This window comes from Methanothermobacter sp. KEPCO 2 (genome assembly GCF_041228365.1).
Taxonomy (GTDB): Archaea; Methanobacteriota; Methanobacteria; order Methanobacteriales; family Methanothermobacteraceae; genus Methanothermobacter; species Methanothermobacter marburgensis.
This window is the reverse complement of sequence record NZ_CP166185.1, coordinates 1,280,220-1,297,322: the sequence shown is the minus strand read 5'-3', so window position 1 is coordinate 1,297,322 and position 17,103 is coordinate 1,280,220. Positions and strand designations below refer to the sequence as shown.

Genomic DNA, 17,103 nt, shown 5'->3' with positions numbered 1-17,103 from the left:
TTCTTCATATTGAGCATCATTGCTGCGGGGGTGCCCGAGCTGGCCAAAGGGGACAGGCTTAGGACCTGTTGGCGTAGGCCTACCAGGGTTCGAATCCCTGCCCCCGCACTGTGATAGAATTCAACTGCCGGGGTGGGGTAGGTGGTTATCCTTCGGGACTGTGGATCCCGCGACTCGGGTTCAAATCTCGGCCCCGGCCCCATTCTCATCAATCATTTTTTCATTGTCCTCAATCATCAAGTGCTGGAATAATATAAAATTCGGCACCCGGGGCACGGTTTATTGTCATCCATCTGATTATCCTTGATCCCAGGTGAAATCACTGATCTTTAGGAGGTTTTATTAATCATCCATGGAAAATTATTTATTGTGTCATGATGAAGATTTTCAGTACCGGCTACGGATTTCGTAGATCAGATTATCTCAGAACACCACGGCTGATTATATGATACGTATTGAAAGGACCTGCGCCTCCTTCAGGGCTACCGTGATCCAGGAGGGCGAGGAGATAGGAATCATGGAGGGCATATACCTGACACAGTGGTTCCTTAAAACAAGGTACCACTTTACAGGGACATTTATACGTTTCATACCCTCTGATGAGAGGTTCAACAGGTCCGGTTTGACAGTTGACATCCATCTCCATGACCAGAATGTCATTGTAAAGGATGCGCTCATTGACTGGCTCAGTGACAGTGGAAGGGGGACCTTCAGGGCGAGGAGAATAGAGAGTGTTGTTTAGTGTGTCCAGGTTGTTGTTTAATGTGTCTGGGGAGAGGAGAATAGAGAGTGTTGTTTAGTGTGTCCAGGTTGTTGTTTAATGTGTCTGGAGAGAGGATAGAGAGTGTTATTTCGTGTATCTGGGAAGGAAGAATTGAGGGTTTCAGGGTGTTTTCATGGTTAGGGATGGATCGCGGGGAGAGAGGGACCTTGTGAAACTCCTCTGGGAAAAGGATTTTGCGGCCATGAGGGCACCGGCCTCTGGTGGGGCCACAAAGAAGCCCCTACCTGACATCATTGCAGGGAACGGAGAGATATACCTTGCAATCGAGGTTAAGATGACATCCGGTGAGCGCATATACATTGATTCAGGAAAGATAAAGGGGCTTCTGGAGTTTTCAGAGATGTTCGGTGCAGAACCCTATATCGGGGTAAAATTCAGGTACAGGGACTGGATCTTCCTTTCACCGGCTGACCTTGAGATGACACCATCGGAAAATTACAGGCTTGACCTTGATATTGCCCTTGAGAGGGGCAGGGATATACATGAGATCACCGGTTGCGAAAGGCAGACCCGCCTCAGATGAGGGGACCGCAAACTTTAAATACTAATTCTGATATTAGTTACTCTATGCCAAGGTAGCTTAGTGGCGAAGCGGTGGACTGCAGATCCATTACACGTGAGTTCAAATCTCACCCTTGGCTTCAACATTTCTATCAAATGGGGTCATGGTGTAACCAGGCTATCATCTGGGACTCCAGTTGTCTTTGAAGAAAATGTGCGCTCTGACTACAGTATGATGACCGATTGGAGTACTGAGACAAGAGAAATCCTAGGATCTGGGTTCAAATCCCAGTGACCCCATCACTCCCTTTTTCTGAGGCGCTTTCATGATACAGAAATTTGATAATATAATAGCGATTGAAGGAACACTCTTTGATTCTAACATATACATCCTTGGAGACACGGTGGTTGATACAGGGACCGGAATGAACCCTGATAACCTCATGAGGAAGATAAGGGGGGCCGGTGTTGAGCCGGGCAGCATAAAACATATAGTGAACACCCACTGCCACTTTGACCATACCGGGGGAAACAGGCTCTTCGATGCAGATATAGCAATTCACAGTCTTGATGCAGAAGCACTCAGGGAGGGTGACGACGCGAAGACGGTTGCCTACATGTTCTCGGCATCCATGGAGCCAATGGAAGTGGCTGTTGAAATCGGGGATGGGGACTTCATAGGCGACTTTGAGGTTATCCACACACCCGGCCATACACCAGGATGCATATGTCTGTATGATGGTAGATCCCTCATCTCAGGGGACACGGTTTTTGCTGATGGGGGATTCGGTCGGGTTGATGTTGGCGGAGACATAAATGAACTTGCAGAGTCCATTAAAAAACTCATGAAACTCGACATCGAGTACCTGTTCCCTGGCCACGGCCCATGGGTTGATAACGGTTCAATGCATGTGGAACTGGCTGCGGCCTTCCTTGGAATAGGGTAAATGGTTGGTTCCGGGATTCAGGGTGATGTTATTTCCATTTTCTGCATGTAAACGGCCTTTATCCCCGGCAATTTTCTGTTCCTGAGTTCAGGTGTGATTTTATCCACCGCTGGATAGAAATACTCCCCGTAGACCCTCACATGGTCCCCGCTTTTCAGGGGACTTGCTGAACCATATTTAACAAGCACGTAACCGGGCCCTGGGGATACGCTGAGTACCATAAGGGTCACTGTTCTGTTGATACTTTCAAATTCATATTTCCTGAATATTATTCCATCAACCCACACCCTTTGCTTCTTTAGAAAGAATGGGTTCTCATCAACGTCTGATAGGTTGAGCTGAGAGCAGGTGTTTTTGTATGATATAATGGCCGTCCCATTTAACGGCTCAGGGTAATCTACACCTTCATCAAGGGGTGTCTGGGTGTCATCTGAAATCCAGCTCTCAAGGTAGGTACCAATCAGAATACCTGTGACCAGTCCAGTGATGAGGCCAGCCATGAAGTACCATTTAACCATAGTTTACCACGTATAATCACAACTATCCTTCTGGTTATGGCTTATACGGATCAGTTGATCTTTGAGGTTGATTCAGTAAAAGCAATCAAATTAAAAAGACTGGGGGTATTTAGCCTGTGAATTTCTTTGTAACCTCATTCACCGCCTCTGTCTTTACAAGTACGGATATCTTGGCTCCCCTCTCAAGGACCATGTCTGGCTGGGGTATGATGAGGTCACCGTTACTGTATATTGCCACGATGATGTACTTTTCAGTGGGGGATACATCCTTGACCTTCTTTCCAACAATTTTACTGCTCTTTATCTCCATATCAAGGATCTCGGCATCCCCATGCCCGAGGACGATGAGGTCAGCCACCTTTGGCCTTGTTATCAGTTTCTCAAGGTAACCTGCAGCGGTCCTCTCCGGGCTTATAACGTGATCTATGCCAACCTTCTTGAAGGCGTCCTCGTGGTCTGGGTTGCTGACCCTTGCTATGATCTTGGGTATGTTGTACTCCCTCACAAGTATGCAGCTTAGGAGGTTGGCCTCATCATTTCCTGTGGCCGCAACAAAGACATCTGCATTGTTTATGTTGGCTTCCTCAAGGGTTTTTATGTCTGTACCGTTACCGCAGATCACAAGGGCGTCCAGTTCAACTGCAGCATTTGCACAGAGTGTTTCATCATTTTCTATGAGAGTTACATCATTTCCATCTGATATAAGGAGGTTTGCGAGTGTTAAACCAACTCTTCCTCCACCCATTATAACAACATACATATCCACACCTTTCAGACTTCAGGCAGAATAAAGATAATCATTACTCGTGTTTACTTGTGTTAAACGTCATCATTAATAAGGTTTTTCAGTGAAGATAATGACCACGCGCTTATCTCGAGGTTCAGCTAACCTTGAAGGCCTCCACGAAACCACGTATTAATACAAGCACAGGGATTATCTCGAGTCTTCCAAGCCACATGCTAATTATGAGGGCCATTTTCGGTATCAGGGGGAGATTGAAACTGGTTATCCCCATACTGAGCCCAACATTTCCCTGGGCAGAGGCCGCCTCAAAGAGGGAGTTGAGGGGGTCATATCCATAGGTTACAAGAACCGACCACGTGAAAAACAGGAGGACAAAATAAAGGCTTATGTATGACCCGGCCTCCCTTATCTCAGCGTCACTCACAGACTTGCATGATATCTTTCTCGGTATAACCGAACCCTCAGGTGCCAGGATCCTCATGATGTCCCAGTAGACACCCTTAAGTACAGTTATGACACGGATTATCTTCACAGCCCCTGTGGTTGAACCTGCAGCCATACCTGTGAGCATGCATATTATTAGAACTATCTTGAAGTACCCTGACCAGGCAACCATCTGACTGGTTGAACTTATACTTGAACCGGTGCAGCTGAGGGCTGATATCACATGGTAGACGGATTCAAGGGGGGCCACGCCCCCAATGTAGATCGAAAGGACCGTGAAAAGGATTATAAAGGCAAAGGTTGCCTGCAGCTGTATATCCCTCAGAACATTTGAGAATCTACCCTTTATTGCCTGGTAGTGCACAAGGAAGCTTGTCCCCCCAAGTATCATGAGAAACATGGTTACAAGGTAGACGGCATCGCTACGGTAGTAGCCGATGTTGAGGTTCTTTATGGACATTCCCCCGGTTGAGAGGTTCGTGAGGGTGTTGTTGATGGCATCAAAGAGCGGCATCCCTGTCAGCCCATAGAGCACGATCCCGAGGACCGTGTAGGTGAGGTAGATCCACCAGATAGTCCTGACGGTGTTTGCTATGCTGGGTTTTATCCTTTCCTCCCTTGCTTCGGACTTGTATAAACGTGCAGCAGCTGTACCTGGCCTTATGAGGACACCTATAACAACTATAACAACTCCAAGCCCACCGATCCACTGTTCAAGGCTTCTTAAGAATAGAATTGATTTTGGGAGTGCTTCAACATTGGAGAAAACTGTGAGTCCACTGCCGGTCCAGGCAGACATGTTCTCAAAGAAGGCATTTGCAAAATCGATGTTAAGGGCTGACATCATTATGAGGCTACCTATGAATCCAGCCCAGAGCCAGGCAAGACATGCGACCATCATACCATGTTTCAGGCGTATGGAGCATTCCTCAGGGGAATATCTTTTGAGCACAGTTCCAATGCTGAGCGAGATAATTGAGGGCACAATAAAACTTAAAAAATTGCCTTCACCGTAGATCAGTGCAACAATGAGGGGTAATGCAACAACGAAGCCTATCCCCTGCATTATATTGCCAAGATACTTTCCAACGGTAAAAAGGTCCCTCTTTCCAACATATCTCATGTTACCATATAAAGAATGGGATTGTTCCAATATAAATTTTTAGAATAATGGATAAAGAGATGGTAATACTTCAATGGGGGAGTAGGCAAAAAATAGAAGTTCTAAATTTTTAGAATAATGGATAAAGAAGGGGGTAATACTTCAAGGGGGAAATGAGCAAAAAATAAAGTTCTTTGGGTAGAATAATCTACTCCGTATATAAAATTCAATCCAGCTTATTCTACAACTTCAGCGAAAGCAAACTTGCGCCTGGTTGCACTTATCCTTATTTTAACTTCGTCTCCGACACCTGCACCAGGTACAAAAACAACAAAACCTTCAACACGGGCTATTCCATCGCCATCTCTGCCGAGGTCTTCAATTTTAACTTCATACTCCTCACCAACATTTACTGGTGTGGAGTAGGTTTCCTTCCTGTAGTAGCTATCTCCAAACAATTCATCACATCCTTAAGTAGGGACGCACAAAATCATATAATTACTTCCAACCAGAAACAGTAAGAAATAATATAATGACCTCACCGCATCCCATACATAAACTTAAACATCATAGTATATAAATGTATGTAGATCACTGTATCTTTTGCGGGTGGTTTGTTTGATAGGACTGGTGGCTGATTCGCATGATAACCTTGATTCAATAAGGAAGGCGGTCAATTTATTCAACAGGGAATCTGTGGATCTTGTTATACATGCAGGGGATTTAATATCCCCATTCACTGCACAGGAATTTGGAAGGCTTGAGATGAGATTTGAGGCCATATTTGGAAACAATGATGGTGAAAGGGATGGGCTGCGTGCCGCGTACTCTGAACTCACAGAGCTATCTGACTTTAAGGAACTGGAATTTGATGGCCTGAAAATAGCGGTTATACATGGCCATAACAGGCAGATCCTTGACTGTGTTGCTGGATGTGGTAGATATGACCTTGTGGTAACCGGCCACACCCATGAGAAGAGCATTGTGAGCGCAGAAACCATAACGGTTAATCCTGGTGAACTCTGCGGTTACCTTTCAGGGGAGAGCACACTGGCGCTTTTTGACACAGACAGGCTTTCCTGTGAATTTGTAAGGCTTTGATTTACTCTCTGAAACAGAGAGGTCTTAATCATGATATAATATCTGAGAAAGGATCTCGATGGTTTAAATGAAACACAAAGGCGCAATTCTTATTGCAATAGGGGTACTGGCCCTTGCGGTTATGATATCTGTCATAGGGCCTGGAGAGATTGAGGAGGCCCTAAGGAAGGCGGACCCACTTTATGTGATCATGGCGGTTGCCCTGGAATTCATAATTCTTGGCCTCTTCACCGTGAGGTGGGCCATTACCACGGGGGCTGTTTCAATAAACATAAGAAAAAGGCACCTCTTTCCAATGCTACTTGTGGGAATGGCAATAAATAACCTCACACCGAGCGCAAGGGGTGGGGGTGAACCTGTAAGGGCATATATACTTGGAAAATACTCCAGGGCTTCAATGGAGGCTGCTTTTGCAACCGTGATAGCAGACAGGGGTCTTGACACATTCCCCTTTATTTTCCTCGCCATACTCACCATAGTCGCAATAGTCCTCTACTTTGAACTTTCACCATGGATAGTGGCCGCACTTATAGTTTCGGTTATAATAATAACCGCGGCCTTCTTCCTGGTCCTTTACATATCCATTGACAGGGAGTCCGGTGAGAGGATACTTGGCTGGATACTTGGCATTGTAAGGAGGTTCTACAGAAAGAACTATGAAAAACTTGAAAAAAGGTTAAGAAATGCGCTCAGAGAATTTCAGAGTACCATGAGGATAATGCTGGCTGATAGGAGAGTGCTGCTGTATGGAATACCACTTTCATTTCTCCTCTGGATCCTTGAGATCATAAGGGTATACCTTGTATTTGAGGCATTTGGCACAAGCGTCTCACTTATTGTGATAGCCGAGGTCTTCATTCTGGCAACACTCATTGGCATGATACCGCTCCTTCCAGGAGGCCTTGGTGCCGTTGATGGGGTTATGATAGTCTTCTATTCGGCAGCAGGCGTATCGCCGTCTGTCAGCGCAGCCGTAACTGTGGTTGAGAGACTCATATCTTTCTGGATGATCTCAGCAATGGGTGTGGCATCTCTACCCTACTTTGGGGCTTCTGTATCTGAGAAACTGATGGAGAAACTTTAGGGAGGTCAGCATAGTACTCATTTGACTACTCTGGTGAGTATCCGGGAAACTGATGTAAAACTTCAGGGTTATTGTGAAATCTGACACAACACTGGAAAAAGATTTATGGGTCAATAATCAGATCTATAGATTGACCGCTGCAGCAGGTTAGGGGGATAATCATGCTTGAAAGGGTTTTCTTAACCGATAAGTTACACGACGAAAAAATGTATGAGAACCTCGTGGAGGAAATACGTTCATCACCTGATTACCTCAACCTCCTCCTGGAATCTTCTGAACCCTGGATATTACAGGATATAAATGGTTTCATACTTGACCTGAGCAATTCCTTCGCTGATAAGCTGGGGTATGATCCTGATAATCTGCGGGGAAGGTACCTTCCAACATTGAGGGCGATTCCCCTCATTCAGAAGTCCAGGCTGAGGATAATACTCGACCGTCTGGCCGAGGAACCCCGCCCATGCACAACCATCATGGAGTTCATGGACTCAGATGGCCGGGATGTGCCCCTTGAACTGAGCTTCAGACCCCTGGAACTATCAGGCCAGGATTTTATCCTTGTAACTGCAAGAGACGCTTCAGAAAAGATTCATGAGGTGGCCGAGCTCCGTAAAACGATCTCTGAACTGAGGAATACAATAAATGGCCTCTACAGGCAGATCGACAGGAACCTTCAGCTTATCACAAGCATAGTTAATCTCCAGTTCCCATATATAAAGGATGGGGATGATTATGAGCTCCTCAGAGATACCCAGAATCGTCTAAGGTCAATAAGGAAAGCTTATGAGAAGTTTATCCATGAGGGATCCTTTGAGTCAATAAACTTTGCAGGGTATGCCAGGAGCATTGTTTCAGGGATTTTAAGCACATACTCCCCTGAACCGGGAAATGTGAGACTTGAGATGTACTTTGAGGATGCTGAAATGGGCCTTGACCTGGCGGTGCCCCTTGGGATGATACTCTCAGAGCTACTATCCAACAGCTTCCGACACGCCTTTGCCGAGGGACAGGATGGAAAGATAAGGGCTGTTTTCAGGAATAAGGATGATCACTACATGCTTGAGGTCAGGGACAATGGTCGTGGCTTCCCTGAGGACGTGGACTTTGAGAATGCAGATTCACTGGGTCTGCAGCTTGTAAGAAGCCTTCTGAATCAGATAGAGGCAAAGGTTGATTACAGGCTCTCCCCTGGAACCTGTTTCAGGATAAAGGTACTGAAACCCGCTGACGGTGAATGAAGCACATCTTGGATTAAACCTCCATGAGGATAATTCATGCAATTTCTTTACTCTGGTTTACTGATAGTTTTTCTCAAAGTCACTTTTAATTCTGTAAAACATCCTGTAGATTCATTTAAGGCAGTGGTTTAGTACTTTTAATTCTCCAGAAGATCATTTAGATTCATTTAAAGTGCTCTTGGGGTGCTGAGAAGATAACTGATTTTTGAAAGGGCCTTAATACCTAAACAAAATTAGAAAAATATATTAGCAGTTCTTCCACTAAATCAACTAGGTGATAATTATGGAGATAAATGGTGTTGAAATAGAGGATACATTTGCGGAGGCCTTCGGTATCAAGGTTTCAAGGGTTCTTGTAACTGCGGCAACCAAAAAACTTGCAAAGATAGCTGCAACCGAGGCAACAGGTTACGGTACATCTGTTATAGGGTGCCCTGCAGAGGCAGGTATAGACTGCTACGTTCCACCAGAGGAGACACCCGATGGAAGGCCTGGATACATAATAATGATCTGCAACCCATCAAAGAAGAACCTGGACCATGAACTCCTTGAAAGGATAGGGATGGGTATACTTACAGCACCAACAACAGCAGTGTTCGATGCTCTCGATGACGAGGACGAGAAGCTCAACGTGGGATTCAAACTCAAGTTCTTTGGGGATGGCTACGAGAAGGAACTTGAAATTGATGGAAGGAAAATCCACTCAATCCCGATAATGTCAGGCGACTTCCTCATTGAAAGCGAATTTGGAATAAAGGACGGAGTTGCAGGCGGAAACTTCTTCATCATGGGTGACAGTCAGGCATCAGCCCTCCTTGCGGCCCAGGCTGCAGTGGATGCAATAGCTGCGGTTGAAGGCACCATAACCCCATTCCCTGGTGGTGTGGTGGCTTCAGGCTCAAAGGTTGGATCAAACAAGTACAAGTTCCTCAATGCCTCAACCAACGAGAAGATGTGCGTGACCCTCAAGGATGAGGTTGAGGGCAGCGAGATACCTGAAAACGTCAACGGGGTATATGAGATAGTTATAGACGGTGTCAACGAAGAGGCTGTAAGGGAGGCAATGAAGGAGGGTATAAAGGCCGCATGTACCGTCCCAGGCATAATTAAGATAAGTGCAGGGAACTACGGTGGCAACCTTGGAGCATACCAGATCAAACTCCATGACCTCTTCTAAATTCTATTTTTTATTCTTAATTAGAACATTTTTTATTCTATGCAGAACTTCTCCATCATTTCACTTTCAACTATATCCCATATCTCATCTTCAGAGAGGTTAACACCAAGGAGCACACCACTCTTTTCAAGGTCCCTCTCAATCTTCTTTATAACCTTAACGTCACTTGCAGCGACGGTGTGTGAGTGTATATTCCTTGATATGCTGTACAGCGCCTTCAGGGATCTCCTGGCGTCTGGTTTTTCAAGTTCCTCCTGGCACCTCCGGAGGTCATCCATGTTCCTTATGTTGAGGTTCCTTGTGACCACCTGCCTCACCCCTGGAAGGTAGTGCTTTGAGTCAAGGATTCGGCCGCCCCTCTTTATAATTGTCTCCTTGTCGTCCATGTTACCCAGATCATGCTTCAGGAGCATCTCAACAACCCTTCCTGATTCCTGTATTATGGATTTGATCTCAGCGAGGTCCAGATTAACCCCTATAAGGAAACCCTCCTTCCTGAGTTCCGCCTCCACCCTATCAAGGCTCTTTGAGTCTGGGCCCGATATCCTGTGTGTATGTATACCCCCACCTGAGAGGGTGTAGAGTCTGTCAAGGGATTCCAGTTTACGGGAGTCACTCTGGAGGGTCTTTATGAAACGGTCGACGTCCTCCATTGAATCAACACCTACATTTCTTCTGAGGGGCTCTGAGAAACCTGGAAGGTAGTACTCTATGTCCTCGATTGTACAGCCATTCTTTATTATGATCTCTGCTTCCCTTCTTATGTCATCCACGCCGTGGTTTTCAACAATGCTCATCTCAGGTTTAATTATTATCTCAACAAGCCGCCCATGCTTCCTTGCAACTTCCTTTATCTCATTGTCATCGAGGTTAACGCCGAGAAGGATACCCTCCTCTCTGAGTTCATCTATGACCTTATCTATACTCTCCCGGTCTGGCCCGGATATCCAGTGGGAGTGTATTCCGCTCACAGACTCATAGATCCTTGTAAGGGAGCTCTTTCTGGCAGGGTCACCCTCGAGGGCATTCAAAAACCGTTCAAGTTCCTTTTTCTCGGATACTCCGATCTTCCTCACCAGGGGCTCCTTGAACTCAGGGAGGTGGTACTCTATATCCTCCAGTGTGCAGCCATATTTGAGTATTATCTCCGCCTCCCTTCCAATATCCTCAACGTCATGCTTAACTGTTATCTTCACCATGGTGGGCTCCATGGCTGCAAAGTAGATGTCCTCCCCCCCGCTGATCTCAGGGGAGATCACACGGTTGGCCCCTGCACGGTAGAGCCTCTTTATGTTTTCCCTCTTACTGGACCTTGTCACGATCCATATGTCTGGATTCAGCTCCCTGCAGGTGAGGGTTATGAAGAGGTTGTCAACATCATCCCCGGTTGTTATTATAACCCCACGGGCCCTCTTTATGCCGGCAGCCCTGAGTGTGTCCTCATCTGTGGCGCTTTCAGGTATTGCAAGTACGTTGGGATCCTCCCAGAGTTCCTTCTCCACTATTTCCCGGTCCTTCTCAATTATTATGGTCTTCTGATTCCTTTTCTGGAGTTCCTTAAAAACGGCGGATCCAACACGGCCAAAACCACAGAGAATGAAGTGGTTGTTCATTGACTGCATTAACCTCCGTATCCGGGCACCTGATATGGTCTCCTGCAGTGTCATCGTGATCACCGAAACGGTTAAGCTTAGAACATAGGCTATGAGTCCCACACCACCAAGGGCAAGGGTAACAGAGAATATCTTCTGGGATACCGTGACGGGTGTTATGTCCCCGTAACCCACAGTGGCGATGGTGATCACTGTGAAGTAGATGGCATTGTAGAGGTCAAGACCCATTATGTACATTGAGCCAAGTATACCATAAATTATGAGAGCCGCCAGAGCCGCGAGGGCATAGTATATGACTGATAGGGGAACGTATGGGATATTCTCCACCAGATTCCTTTTGGGTGGCATGGGAAACCTCACCTGTATGTTAAATATCTGTCAGTCAATAATATAAATTCAGACTATCTGGAGTGGGGGCTCTAGAATTAACCCTGAAATTCTAAGGATGGTGAAACAGTCATGAAGCCGATTGATGTGGCAGCAGCCGATATTAATGCGGAGTACCTTGGTATTCCAAGACTTTCCCTTATGGAGACTGCTGGAAGGGCAGTTGCAGAGGAGATAGGGAATTATGCGGATGGAGGAAGGGTCGTATTATTTTGCGGATCGGGGGGAAATGGTGGTGATGGGTTTGTTGCCGCACGGCATCTCCTTAACATGGGATTCGAGGTTGAGGTTCTCCTACTCACGCACCCCGAAAGGATACGGTCAGCGGAGGCACGGCGTAACTGGGATGTTCTCAGGGCCATGCAGCCGGAGCCAGGCATACTCGGTGTAAGGGCAGTCAGTGATTCATCTGAGCTTTTCCCTGTGGATGCAGATGTGGTTGTTGATGCAGTACTTGGCACGGGTGTCAGGGGGGTTATAAGGGAACCATCAAGGTCAGCAATTGAACTCATAAACCGTTCAGACGCATTTAAGGTTTCTGTGGATATACCGAGTGGACTCAACCCAGAGACTGGCACCGTGGATGATGTGGCTGTATCTGCAGATCTCACAGTGACTTTTCACAGGATGAAGGATGGACTTGAAAAGGCGGACCCTGCAATCACAGGGGAAATCGTGGTGAGGGAAATAGGGATACCAAGGGCAGCCGAGGTATTTGTGGGTCCGGGAGATCTTCTAAGGATACCCTCAAGGAGCCCTGAGAGTCATAAGGGGGAAAACGGGAGGGTCCTGGTTATCGGTGGAAGCCATCACTACTCAGGGGCCCCTGCACTCGCAGCCATCTCCGCACTGAGGGCAGGTGCAGACGTTGTAACCGTTGCAGCACCGGGCAGCGCAGCCAGCGCCATCAAATCCATCGCACCTGATCTAATAGTCAGGAAACTTGAGGGTAAATATATAGGGCCAGGGTCCCTGGGGGAGCTTCTGGAACTTGCAGAAAATGCCGATTCTGTTCTTGTGGGCTGTGGGGCTGGTAGACACCAATCAACATCAGAAACTTTCAGAGAACTTATTGGAGCACTCCAGGAGATGGGAAAACCTCTGGTACTCGATGCCGATGCACTCAGGCTGATTGATTACTCCCATGTCAATGACTACAGGGATCTAACTGTCACTCCACATATGGGTGAATTCAGGGAGTTCTTTAAACTCAGATCCGAGATATACGCCGATTTCAGTGAACGGGTGGCTGCCTTCAGCTCTGTTTCCTCAAGGATAAGGGGAACGGTACTTCTGAAGGGCCATGTGGACATGATATTCCAGGGTGACAGATTCCGCCTCAACAGGACGGGCTGCCCGGGGATGACTGTGGGCGGTACAGGGGATTGCCTTGCTGGTTTAACTGCGGGTCTACGTGCAATGGGGCTTTCATCATTTGATTCCGCCTCACTTGCAGCATTCATAAATGGTAAGGCAGGGGAACTGGCAATGGAGAAATATGGAACAGGATTTTTAGCATCAGATATCCATGATTTTATTCCAGAGGCAATGGATATGCGGACCTATGGCTTCTGAGCCATCAAAAAGTAATAGTTGAATTAATAGCTTAAGGGGAGGCTGAAAGGGGCCTCCTTTACACTGCGCCGTCAAAATAATAATTCGAATATAGGGGGGCATTCTCAGACCAGCCCTAGGATGTTTCCAATGAGGAGTATCCCGACTCCTGTCACCCCACCAAAACCAGCCACAAGGACTGTGAGAAGGTTGATGGGGATGTTTACGAATGGCAGCATATTAATACTAAAAAGAAGAAAAATACCAAGCACTATGTTTCCTGCAAGTGCCAGTATCTTCCTTCCAACACCAAAAAGTATTCTGAGGGACGCAAGACCCCCTGCAATTATGAATGTGGCAACCACAATGAGAACAAGGAATGAGAACCCTTCCATCAGTTCTCCTTCCTGCACACCCTGTTGTATATCCCTGCCTGGAGGGCGTAGTTCTTGACCATTCCTGCCATCTCCCTCTGGTCAAGGGTCTTGTCCTCAAAGGATACTATCTCCTCACTGTAGAGGCTGTAGGGTGACTTTCTGCCTATGACCCGCATACTGCCCCGGTGTAGCTTGACCCTCACCATTCCGGTTACACGCCTCTGCATGTGGTTTATTGCCATGTCAAGGTCCTCACGGAGGGGGTCATGCCAGAGTCCACTGTAGACGAGTTCAGCATAGGTGCTGCTGATTATATCCGCAAATCTAAGTTCGCTCCTTGTAAGTGTTAGCTGTTCAAGGGCCCGGTGGGCCTCCAGGAGGAGGAAGGCTGCGGGTGTTTCATAGACCTCCCGGCTCTTCATACCTATGATACGGTCCTCCATGATGTCAACCCTTCCAATTCCATGTTTACCAGCGATTTCATTTGCAAGGCCTATTAGTTCAAGGGGCTTTATCTCATCACCATTCAGTGCAACGGGTACCCCCTTTCTGAATTCAATCTCGACCACCTCTGGTTCTTCAGGGGTTTTATCGATGGGCCTTGTCCACTGGAATGCGTCCTCAGGTGGTTCCACCATGGGGTCCTCCAGGATGTCGCCCTCTATTGCACGCCCCCACAGGTTTTCGTCTATACTGTAGAGCTTATCGGAGGGCAGGGGTATGCCGCAGGATCTGGCGTATTCCATTTCCTCTGTCCTTGTGAGGTTCAGGTCCCTTATGGGTGCGATGACCTCAAGGTCCGTCCTTGACCTTATAACCGCCTCAAAACGGAACTGGTCGTTCCCCTTACCTGTGCATCCATGGGCTATTGCAGATGCGCCCTCGGATTCGGCCACCTCAACTATCTTTTCTGCTATTAGGGGTCTTGCAAGGGCCGTGCTGAGGGGGTAGCCCTCGTATACTGCATTTGCCTTTATGGCGGGGAATATGTAGTTCTCTGCAAACTCCTCCCTTGCATCCACTGTGTGGTGTTTATAGTTTCCGAGTTCCTCTGCAACCCTTGCTGGTCTTTCAACCTCCTCCCGCGGCTGACCAACATCCACACAGGCTGTTATGACTTCCATACCATATTTTTCCTCAAGGAGCTTGATACATACAGATGTGTCAAGACCTCCACTGAAAGCAAGAACCACCTTATCCATAACAATCACCTTATAAGAATCAAATGCTCATGTTTTTATTACCGGCATTATAGATATAATGGCTAGGTGTTATTAAGTCTGTCCCCGGTGTAGCCGGAGACCATATGGATGGGTCAAGGTGCTATCACCACTTCGGGTTAACTGAGAGATCTGCACTGGGGATCCCTGATACTCTATTAGGTTTATGGTTCTGTGCGTGGTGACCTTGATGTTTGTGAGGGAGGATTCGATCAAAATTTCAACTGTACATGAGGGCTCGGGGGGTGATGTTACTCTCAATGATGCTCTACGGCCACATTTAAGCTCAGAACTTTCCCTTGAACTGGCAGAGCACTCCAGGAAGGGTACAGTGATGCTCACCCTTGGAGGGGGGAGGCCAGTGGTGATGATAGTGGCTGGGGTCCATGGCAATGAGATACCCCCACAGGTAGCGGCTGTAAGGATTTCAGAACAGCTTTTATCCATGGATATCAGGGGTACCGTTCATGTGATACCATTTGCAGCCCCATGGGCAACGATGAAGAACAGCAGGTGGTTCAGGGGCCATGATCTGAACCGCTCAGCCAGCGTTGAGGGGTCTGTTACAAATTCCATATTCAGGAGGGCATGTGTGATGGGGGTGGATGCCCTTGCAGATTTCCACTCCACGGCACCTGGAAGCAAACCTGGTGTTGAGGGTGTTTTCTGTTCAGAGGAACCTGAACATGAAAGCATGGAGATAGCCCGTTACATAACTTCAAGGACTTCATCAAAACTTCTATGCTATGAGAGGGCGTCTTCCCATTACAGGGGGGCCCTTGAGGATGAATGCAATCTTGCTGGCATTCCCTCTGTAACCTGTGAGGTTTTATCTGAGAATGGAGTTGTCAGGGATGGCAGTGACGGGAGGTCGCTCCTGCAGATGAGGCTTTTCCTCAAGTACATGGGTATTCTATCATGAGGTGTTTGGATGTGTTCCTTCAGTAGAGCGGGGTGGGTCAGTGTCTTCATATAAGAAACATGCCGCCTTTTCAATCATAATGGCGTCCCCAATTTTCCAGGCGGTTTTCCCGGTTGCACTGGCACTTCTGGGGGCTATGATTCCTGATATGGACCATGAGGTTAAATCAGAGAATGTGTCAACGGTGTTTCTTTTTGGACTTGTGATATTCCTTGTATTTTATATCCTGGGTCTTCCCTACCTTGCGGGGATTGCCCTTATGGATCTTGCCCTCATATTCTACCTTTCAAGGCACAGGGGATTCACACATTCAATTCTGGGGGCTCTCATAATCTCTGCCTGCCTGACGGTATTTGTTCTATCTATGTTCTTCCTTCTGTGGTCACTGGGCCTTGATAGGAAGGCATCAATAGTGGTCATACTCATGGTTCTGGGGTTCATGTTCCTTAACAGGGTGATGATATTACCATTCGTACTTCTGACTCTTCTTGGGGTTTTCCTCACGGATTTTCCCACCATGAATCTCTACACAATAATGGGGCCCCTCCTCATTGGCTTCATCAGCCATGATGTCCTTGATTCCTTCACACCATCAGGGGTCAGGTTCATGAGGCCCTTCTCAGGGAGAACCTTCAGAAGGGGCTTTGGGATCATTATGCTGATTTTCTGGGCCCTTGTGGTACTCTACGTGCTCCTCCTGCCGTAATCAACGACTATCACATTTTTATTACGATTTATATAGAAAACTTTATATTATCATAAATAATCATGTTAATTAGAACTGGTACTAAAGAGAAGGGAGCTATAAGATGTTTATCACAAGGATTCTGTACGGTATCGCCTATTTCCTGGTCCTGATATATGAGATACTTAAGGCAACAGCTGACGTGGCAGTAAGAACACTGAATGGAAACATTGAGCCTGTAATAGTGGAAATAGAGACTGAACTCACAAGGCCGGTGTCCCAGACGATACTTGCAAACAGCATAACCCTTACACCAGGAACACTTTCGGTTGACCTTGATTCTGAGAACAGAATCCTGAAGGTCGCTGCAATATATCCCCGCAGCAGGGAGGACATAATACCATTCGAGCCCTACATAAGGGGGATGCTTGAATAGGGGGTTTTTCATGGATCTGCTGATAATATCAGAATATATTCTCCTGGCTTCACTGGCAGTATTCTCCATTGCAGCGGTGAGGATCGCAACAAGAAAGAGCATAGGGATGGGCCTTGTTGGTATATCGGCGCTCAGCCTGGCCACCGCAACGATACTCATACTTATAAACAGGATCTATGGGGTTGGCTTCTGCCGTGATATAGCCTACGCCCTTGTTCTTCTGGGGCCAGTTGGCACCATAGCATTTGCGAGGGTTCTGAGGGGTTGA

Annotated in this window: 19 protein-coding genes and 4 tRNA genes; 16 read left to right on the top strand and 7 right to left on the bottom strand. The window is 47.0% G+C overall.

Going from position 1 to position 17,103, the window contains the following annotated elements; translation table 11 throughout:
- Positions 1-24: 24 nt before the first annotated feature.
- From AB9H23_RS06880 to AB9H23_RS06850, 7 genes are all read left to right on the top strand, one after another.
- Positions 25-108, top strand: a tRNA-Leu gene (locus AB9H23_RS06880).
- Positions 109-126: 18 nt separating this feature from the next.
- Positions 127-202: transfer RNA gene (locus AB9H23_RS06875), tRNA-His, on the top strand.
- A gap of 243 nt (positions 203-445) precedes the next feature.
- The gene (locus AB9H23_RS06870; protein WP_013296445.1) at positions 446-742 is read left to right on the top strand and encodes a hypothetical protein; all 297 of its coding nucleotides are present in this window, start codon (positions 446-448) and stop codon (positions 740-742) included.
- Between the two features lie 154 nt (positions 743-896).
- Positions 897-1,307 carry a Holliday junction resolvase Hjc gene (gene hjc / locus AB9H23_RS06865; RefSeq protein ID WP_370004606.1) on the top strand — a complete coding sequence of 137 codons (411 nt, stop codon included), beginning with the start codon at positions 897-899 and terminating at the stop codon, positions 1,305-1,307.
- A gap of 46 nt (positions 1,308-1,353) precedes the next feature.
- Positions 1,354-1,425: transfer RNA gene (locus AB9H23_RS06860), tRNA-Cys, on the top strand.
- A gap of 18 nt (positions 1,426-1,443) precedes the next feature.
- Positions 1,444-1,585, top strand: a tRNA-Trp gene (locus AB9H23_RS06855).
- A gap of 26 nt (positions 1,586-1,611) precedes the next feature.
- Positions 1,612-2,232 carry an MBL fold metallo-hydrolase gene (locus AB9H23_RS06850; RefSeq protein ID WP_321211198.1) on the top strand — a complete coding sequence of 207 codons (621 nt, stop codon included), beginning with the start codon at positions 1,612-1,614 and terminating at the stop codon, positions 2,230-2,232.
- Between the two features lie 17 nt (positions 2,233-2,249).
- Here the strand turns inward: AB9H23_RS06850 and AB9H23_RS06845 are convergent, their stop codons facing one another.
- From AB9H23_RS06845 to AB9H23_RS06830, 4 genes are all read right to left on the bottom strand, one after another.
- Positions 2,250-2,732, bottom strand: coding sequence for a hypothetical protein (locus AB9H23_RS06845; protein ID WP_370004605.1), 483 nt, complete (start codon positions 2,730-2,732; stop codon positions 2,250-2,252).
- Between the two features lie 127 nt (positions 2,733-2,859).
- A complete protein-coding gene (locus AB9H23_RS06840; protein WP_013296441.1) occupies positions 2,860-3,510 on the bottom strand; it encodes a TrkA family potassium uptake protein in 651 nt (216 codons plus the stop codon).
- Between the two features lie 121 nt (positions 3,511-3,631).
- Positions 3,632-5,062 carry a TrkH family potassium uptake protein gene (locus tag AB9H23_RS06835; RefSeq protein WP_321211196.1) on the bottom strand — a complete coding sequence of 477 codons (1,431 nt, stop codon included), beginning with the start codon at positions 5,060-5,062 and terminating at the stop codon, positions 3,632-3,634.
- A 215-nt stretch (positions 5,063-5,277) separates the two neighbouring features.
- The gene (locus AB9H23_RS06830) at positions 5,278-5,499 is read right to left on the bottom strand and encodes a TRAM domain-containing protein (protein ID WP_013296439.1); all 222 of its coding nucleotides are present in this window, start codon (positions 5,497-5,499) and stop codon (positions 5,278-5,280) included.
- 151 nt (positions 5,500-5,650) lie between these two features.
- Here AB9H23_RS06830 and AB9H23_RS06825 point away from each other — a divergent pair, with 151 nt between their 5' ends.
- The 4 genes from AB9H23_RS06825 to fhcD all read left to right on the top strand — a co-directional run bounded on the left by AB9H23_RS06825 (position 5,651) and on the right by fhcD (position 9,641).
- Positions 5,651-6,142, top strand: coding sequence for a metallophosphoesterase (locus AB9H23_RS06825; protein ID WP_370005975.1), 492 nt, complete (start codon positions 5,651-5,653; stop codon positions 6,140-6,142).
- A 67-nt stretch (positions 6,143-6,209) separates the two neighbouring features.
- A complete protein-coding gene (locus AB9H23_RS06820) occupies positions 6,210-7,226 on the top strand; it encodes a UPF0104 family protein (protein ID WP_321211194.1) in 1,017 nt (338 codons plus the stop codon).
- A 161-nt stretch (positions 7,227-7,387) separates the two neighbouring features.
- Positions 7,388-8,464 (top strand): PAS domain S-box protein, encoded by a 1,077-nt coding sequence (locus AB9H23_RS06815; RefSeq protein ID WP_321211193.1) that lies wholly within the window; start codon positions 7,388-7,390, stop codon positions 8,462-8,464.
- A gap of 283 nt (positions 8,465-8,747) precedes the next feature.
- A complete protein-coding gene (fhcD, locus tag AB9H23_RS06810; RefSeq protein ID WP_370004604.1) occupies positions 8,748-9,641 on the top strand; it encodes a formylmethanofuran--tetrahydromethanopterin N-formyltransferase in 894 nt (297 codons plus the stop codon).
- Between the two features lie 32 nt (positions 9,642-9,673).
- Here fhcD and AB9H23_RS06805 read toward each other — a convergent pair whose 3' ends face one another.
- The gene (locus AB9H23_RS06805; RefSeq protein ID WP_370004603.1) at positions 9,674-11,602 is read right to left on the bottom strand and encodes a 3H domain-containing protein; all 1,929 of its coding nucleotides are present in this window, start codon (positions 11,600-11,602) and stop codon (positions 9,674-9,676) included.
- A gap of 111 nt (positions 11,603-11,713) precedes the next feature.
- Here AB9H23_RS06805 and AB9H23_RS06800 point away from each other — a divergent pair, with 111 nt between their 5' ends.
- Positions 11,714-13,216 (top strand): NAD(P)H-hydrate dehydratase, encoded by a 1,503-nt coding sequence (locus AB9H23_RS06800; protein ID WP_370004602.1) that lies wholly within the window; start codon positions 11,714-11,716, stop codon positions 13,214-13,216.
- A 104-nt stretch (positions 13,217-13,320) separates the two neighbouring features.
- Here the strand turns inward: AB9H23_RS06800 and AB9H23_RS06795 are convergent, their stop codons facing one another.
- Both AB9H23_RS06795 and AB9H23_RS06790 read right to left on the bottom strand, forming a co-directional pair.
- Positions 13,321-13,590, bottom strand: a complete 270-nt coding sequence (locus AB9H23_RS06795; protein WP_370004601.1) for a pro-sigmaK processing inhibitor BofA family protein — start codon at positions 13,588-13,590, stop codon at positions 13,321-13,323.
- Positions 13,590-14,774 carry an argininosuccinate synthase gene (locus tag AB9H23_RS06790; RefSeq protein WP_370004600.1) on the bottom strand — a complete coding sequence of 395 codons (1,185 nt, stop codon included), beginning with the start codon at positions 14,772-14,774 and terminating at the stop codon, positions 13,590-13,592. The genes AB9H23_RS06795 and AB9H23_RS06790 overlap by 1 nt, the downstream gene beginning before the upstream one ends.
- Before the next feature lie 208 nt (positions 14,775-14,982).
- Here AB9H23_RS06790 and AB9H23_RS06785 point away from each other — a divergent pair, with 208 nt between their 5' ends.
- The 4 genes from AB9H23_RS06785 (at position 14,983) to AB9H23_RS06770 (ending at position 17,103) form a co-directional block, all read left to right on the top strand.
- Positions 14,983-15,714, top strand: a complete 732-nt coding sequence (locus AB9H23_RS06785; RefSeq protein ID WP_370004599.1) for a succinylglutamate desuccinylase/aspartoacylase family protein — start codon at positions 14,983-14,985, stop codon at positions 15,712-15,714.
- Between the two features lie 40 nt (positions 15,715-15,754).
- Positions 15,755-16,420, top strand: coding sequence for a metal-dependent hydrolase (locus AB9H23_RS06780; protein WP_370004598.1), 666 nt, complete (start codon positions 15,755-15,757; stop codon positions 16,418-16,420).
- Positions 16,421-16,523: 103 nt separating this feature from the next.
- Positions 16,524-16,835, top strand: a complete 312-nt coding sequence (locus AB9H23_RS06775) for a monovalent cation/H+ antiporter subunit E (protein ID WP_321211185.1) — start codon at positions 16,524-16,526, stop codon at positions 16,833-16,835.
- A gap of 10 nt (positions 16,836-16,845) precedes the next feature.
- Complete coding sequence (locus tag AB9H23_RS06770; protein WP_370004596.1) at positions 16,846-17,103, top strand: monovalent cation/H+ antiporter complex subunit F; 258 nt, start codon at positions 16,846-16,848, stop codon at positions 17,101-17,103.

Coding starts and splice junctions, on each gene's coding strand:
- AB9H23_RS06775 (WP_321211185.1), top strand. CDS start 16,524: ATGTTTATCACAAGGATTCTGTACGGTATCGCCTATTTCCTGGTCCTG.
- AB9H23_RS06770 (WP_370004596.1), top strand. CDS start 16,846: ATGGATCTGCTGATAATATCAGAATATATTCTCCTGGCTTCACTGGCA.
- fhcD (WP_370004604.1), top strand. CDS start 8,748: ATGGAGATAAATGGTGTTGAAATAGAGGATACATTTGCGGAGGCCTTC.
- AB9H23_RS06840 (WP_013296441.1), bottom strand. CDS start 3,510: ATGTATGTTGTTATAATGGGTGGAGGAAGAGTTGGTTTAACACTCGCA.
- AB9H23_RS06820 (WP_321211194.1), top strand. CDS start 6,210: ATGAAACACAAAGGCGCAATTCTTATTGCAATAGGGGTACTGGCCCTT.
- AB9H23_RS06805 (WP_370004603.1), bottom strand. CDS start 11,602: ATGCCACCCAAAAGGAATCTGGTGGAGAATATCCCATACGTTCCCCTA.
- AB9H23_RS06835 (WP_321211196.1), bottom strand. CDS start 5,062: ATGAGATATGTTGGAAAGAGGGACCTTTTTACCGTTGGAAAGTATCTT.
- AB9H23_RS06795 (WP_370004601.1), bottom strand. CDS start 13,590: ATGGAAGGGTTCTCATTCCTTGTTCTCATTGTGGTTGCCACATTCATA.
- AB9H23_RS06790 (WP_370004600.1), bottom strand. CDS start 14,774: ATGGATAAGGTGGTTCTTGCTTTCAGTGGAGGTCTTGACACATCTGTA.
- AB9H23_RS06870 (WP_013296445.1), top strand. CDS start 446: ATGATACGTATTGAAAGGACCTGCGCCTCCTTCAGGGCTACCGTGATC.
- hjc (WP_370004606.1), top strand. CDS start 897: ATGGTTAGGGATGGATCGCGGGGAGAGAGGGACCTTGTGAAACTCCTC.
- AB9H23_RS06845 (WP_370004605.1), bottom strand. CDS start 2,732: ATGGCTGGCCTCATCACTGGACTGGTCACAGGTATTCTGATTGGTACC.
- AB9H23_RS06850 (WP_321211198.1), top strand. CDS start 1,612: ATGATACAGAAATTTGATAATATAATAGCGATTGAAGGAACACTCTTT.
- AB9H23_RS06800 (WP_370004602.1), top strand. CDS start 11,714: ATGAAGCCGATTGATGTGGCAGCAGCCGATATTAATGCGGAGTACCTT.
- AB9H23_RS06785 (WP_370004599.1), top strand. CDS start 14,983: ATGTTTGTGAGGGAGGATTCGATCAAAATTTCAACTGTACATGAGGGC.
- AB9H23_RS06815 (WP_321211193.1), top strand. CDS start 7,388: ATGCTTGAAAGGGTTTTCTTAACCGATAAGTTACACGACGAAAAAATG.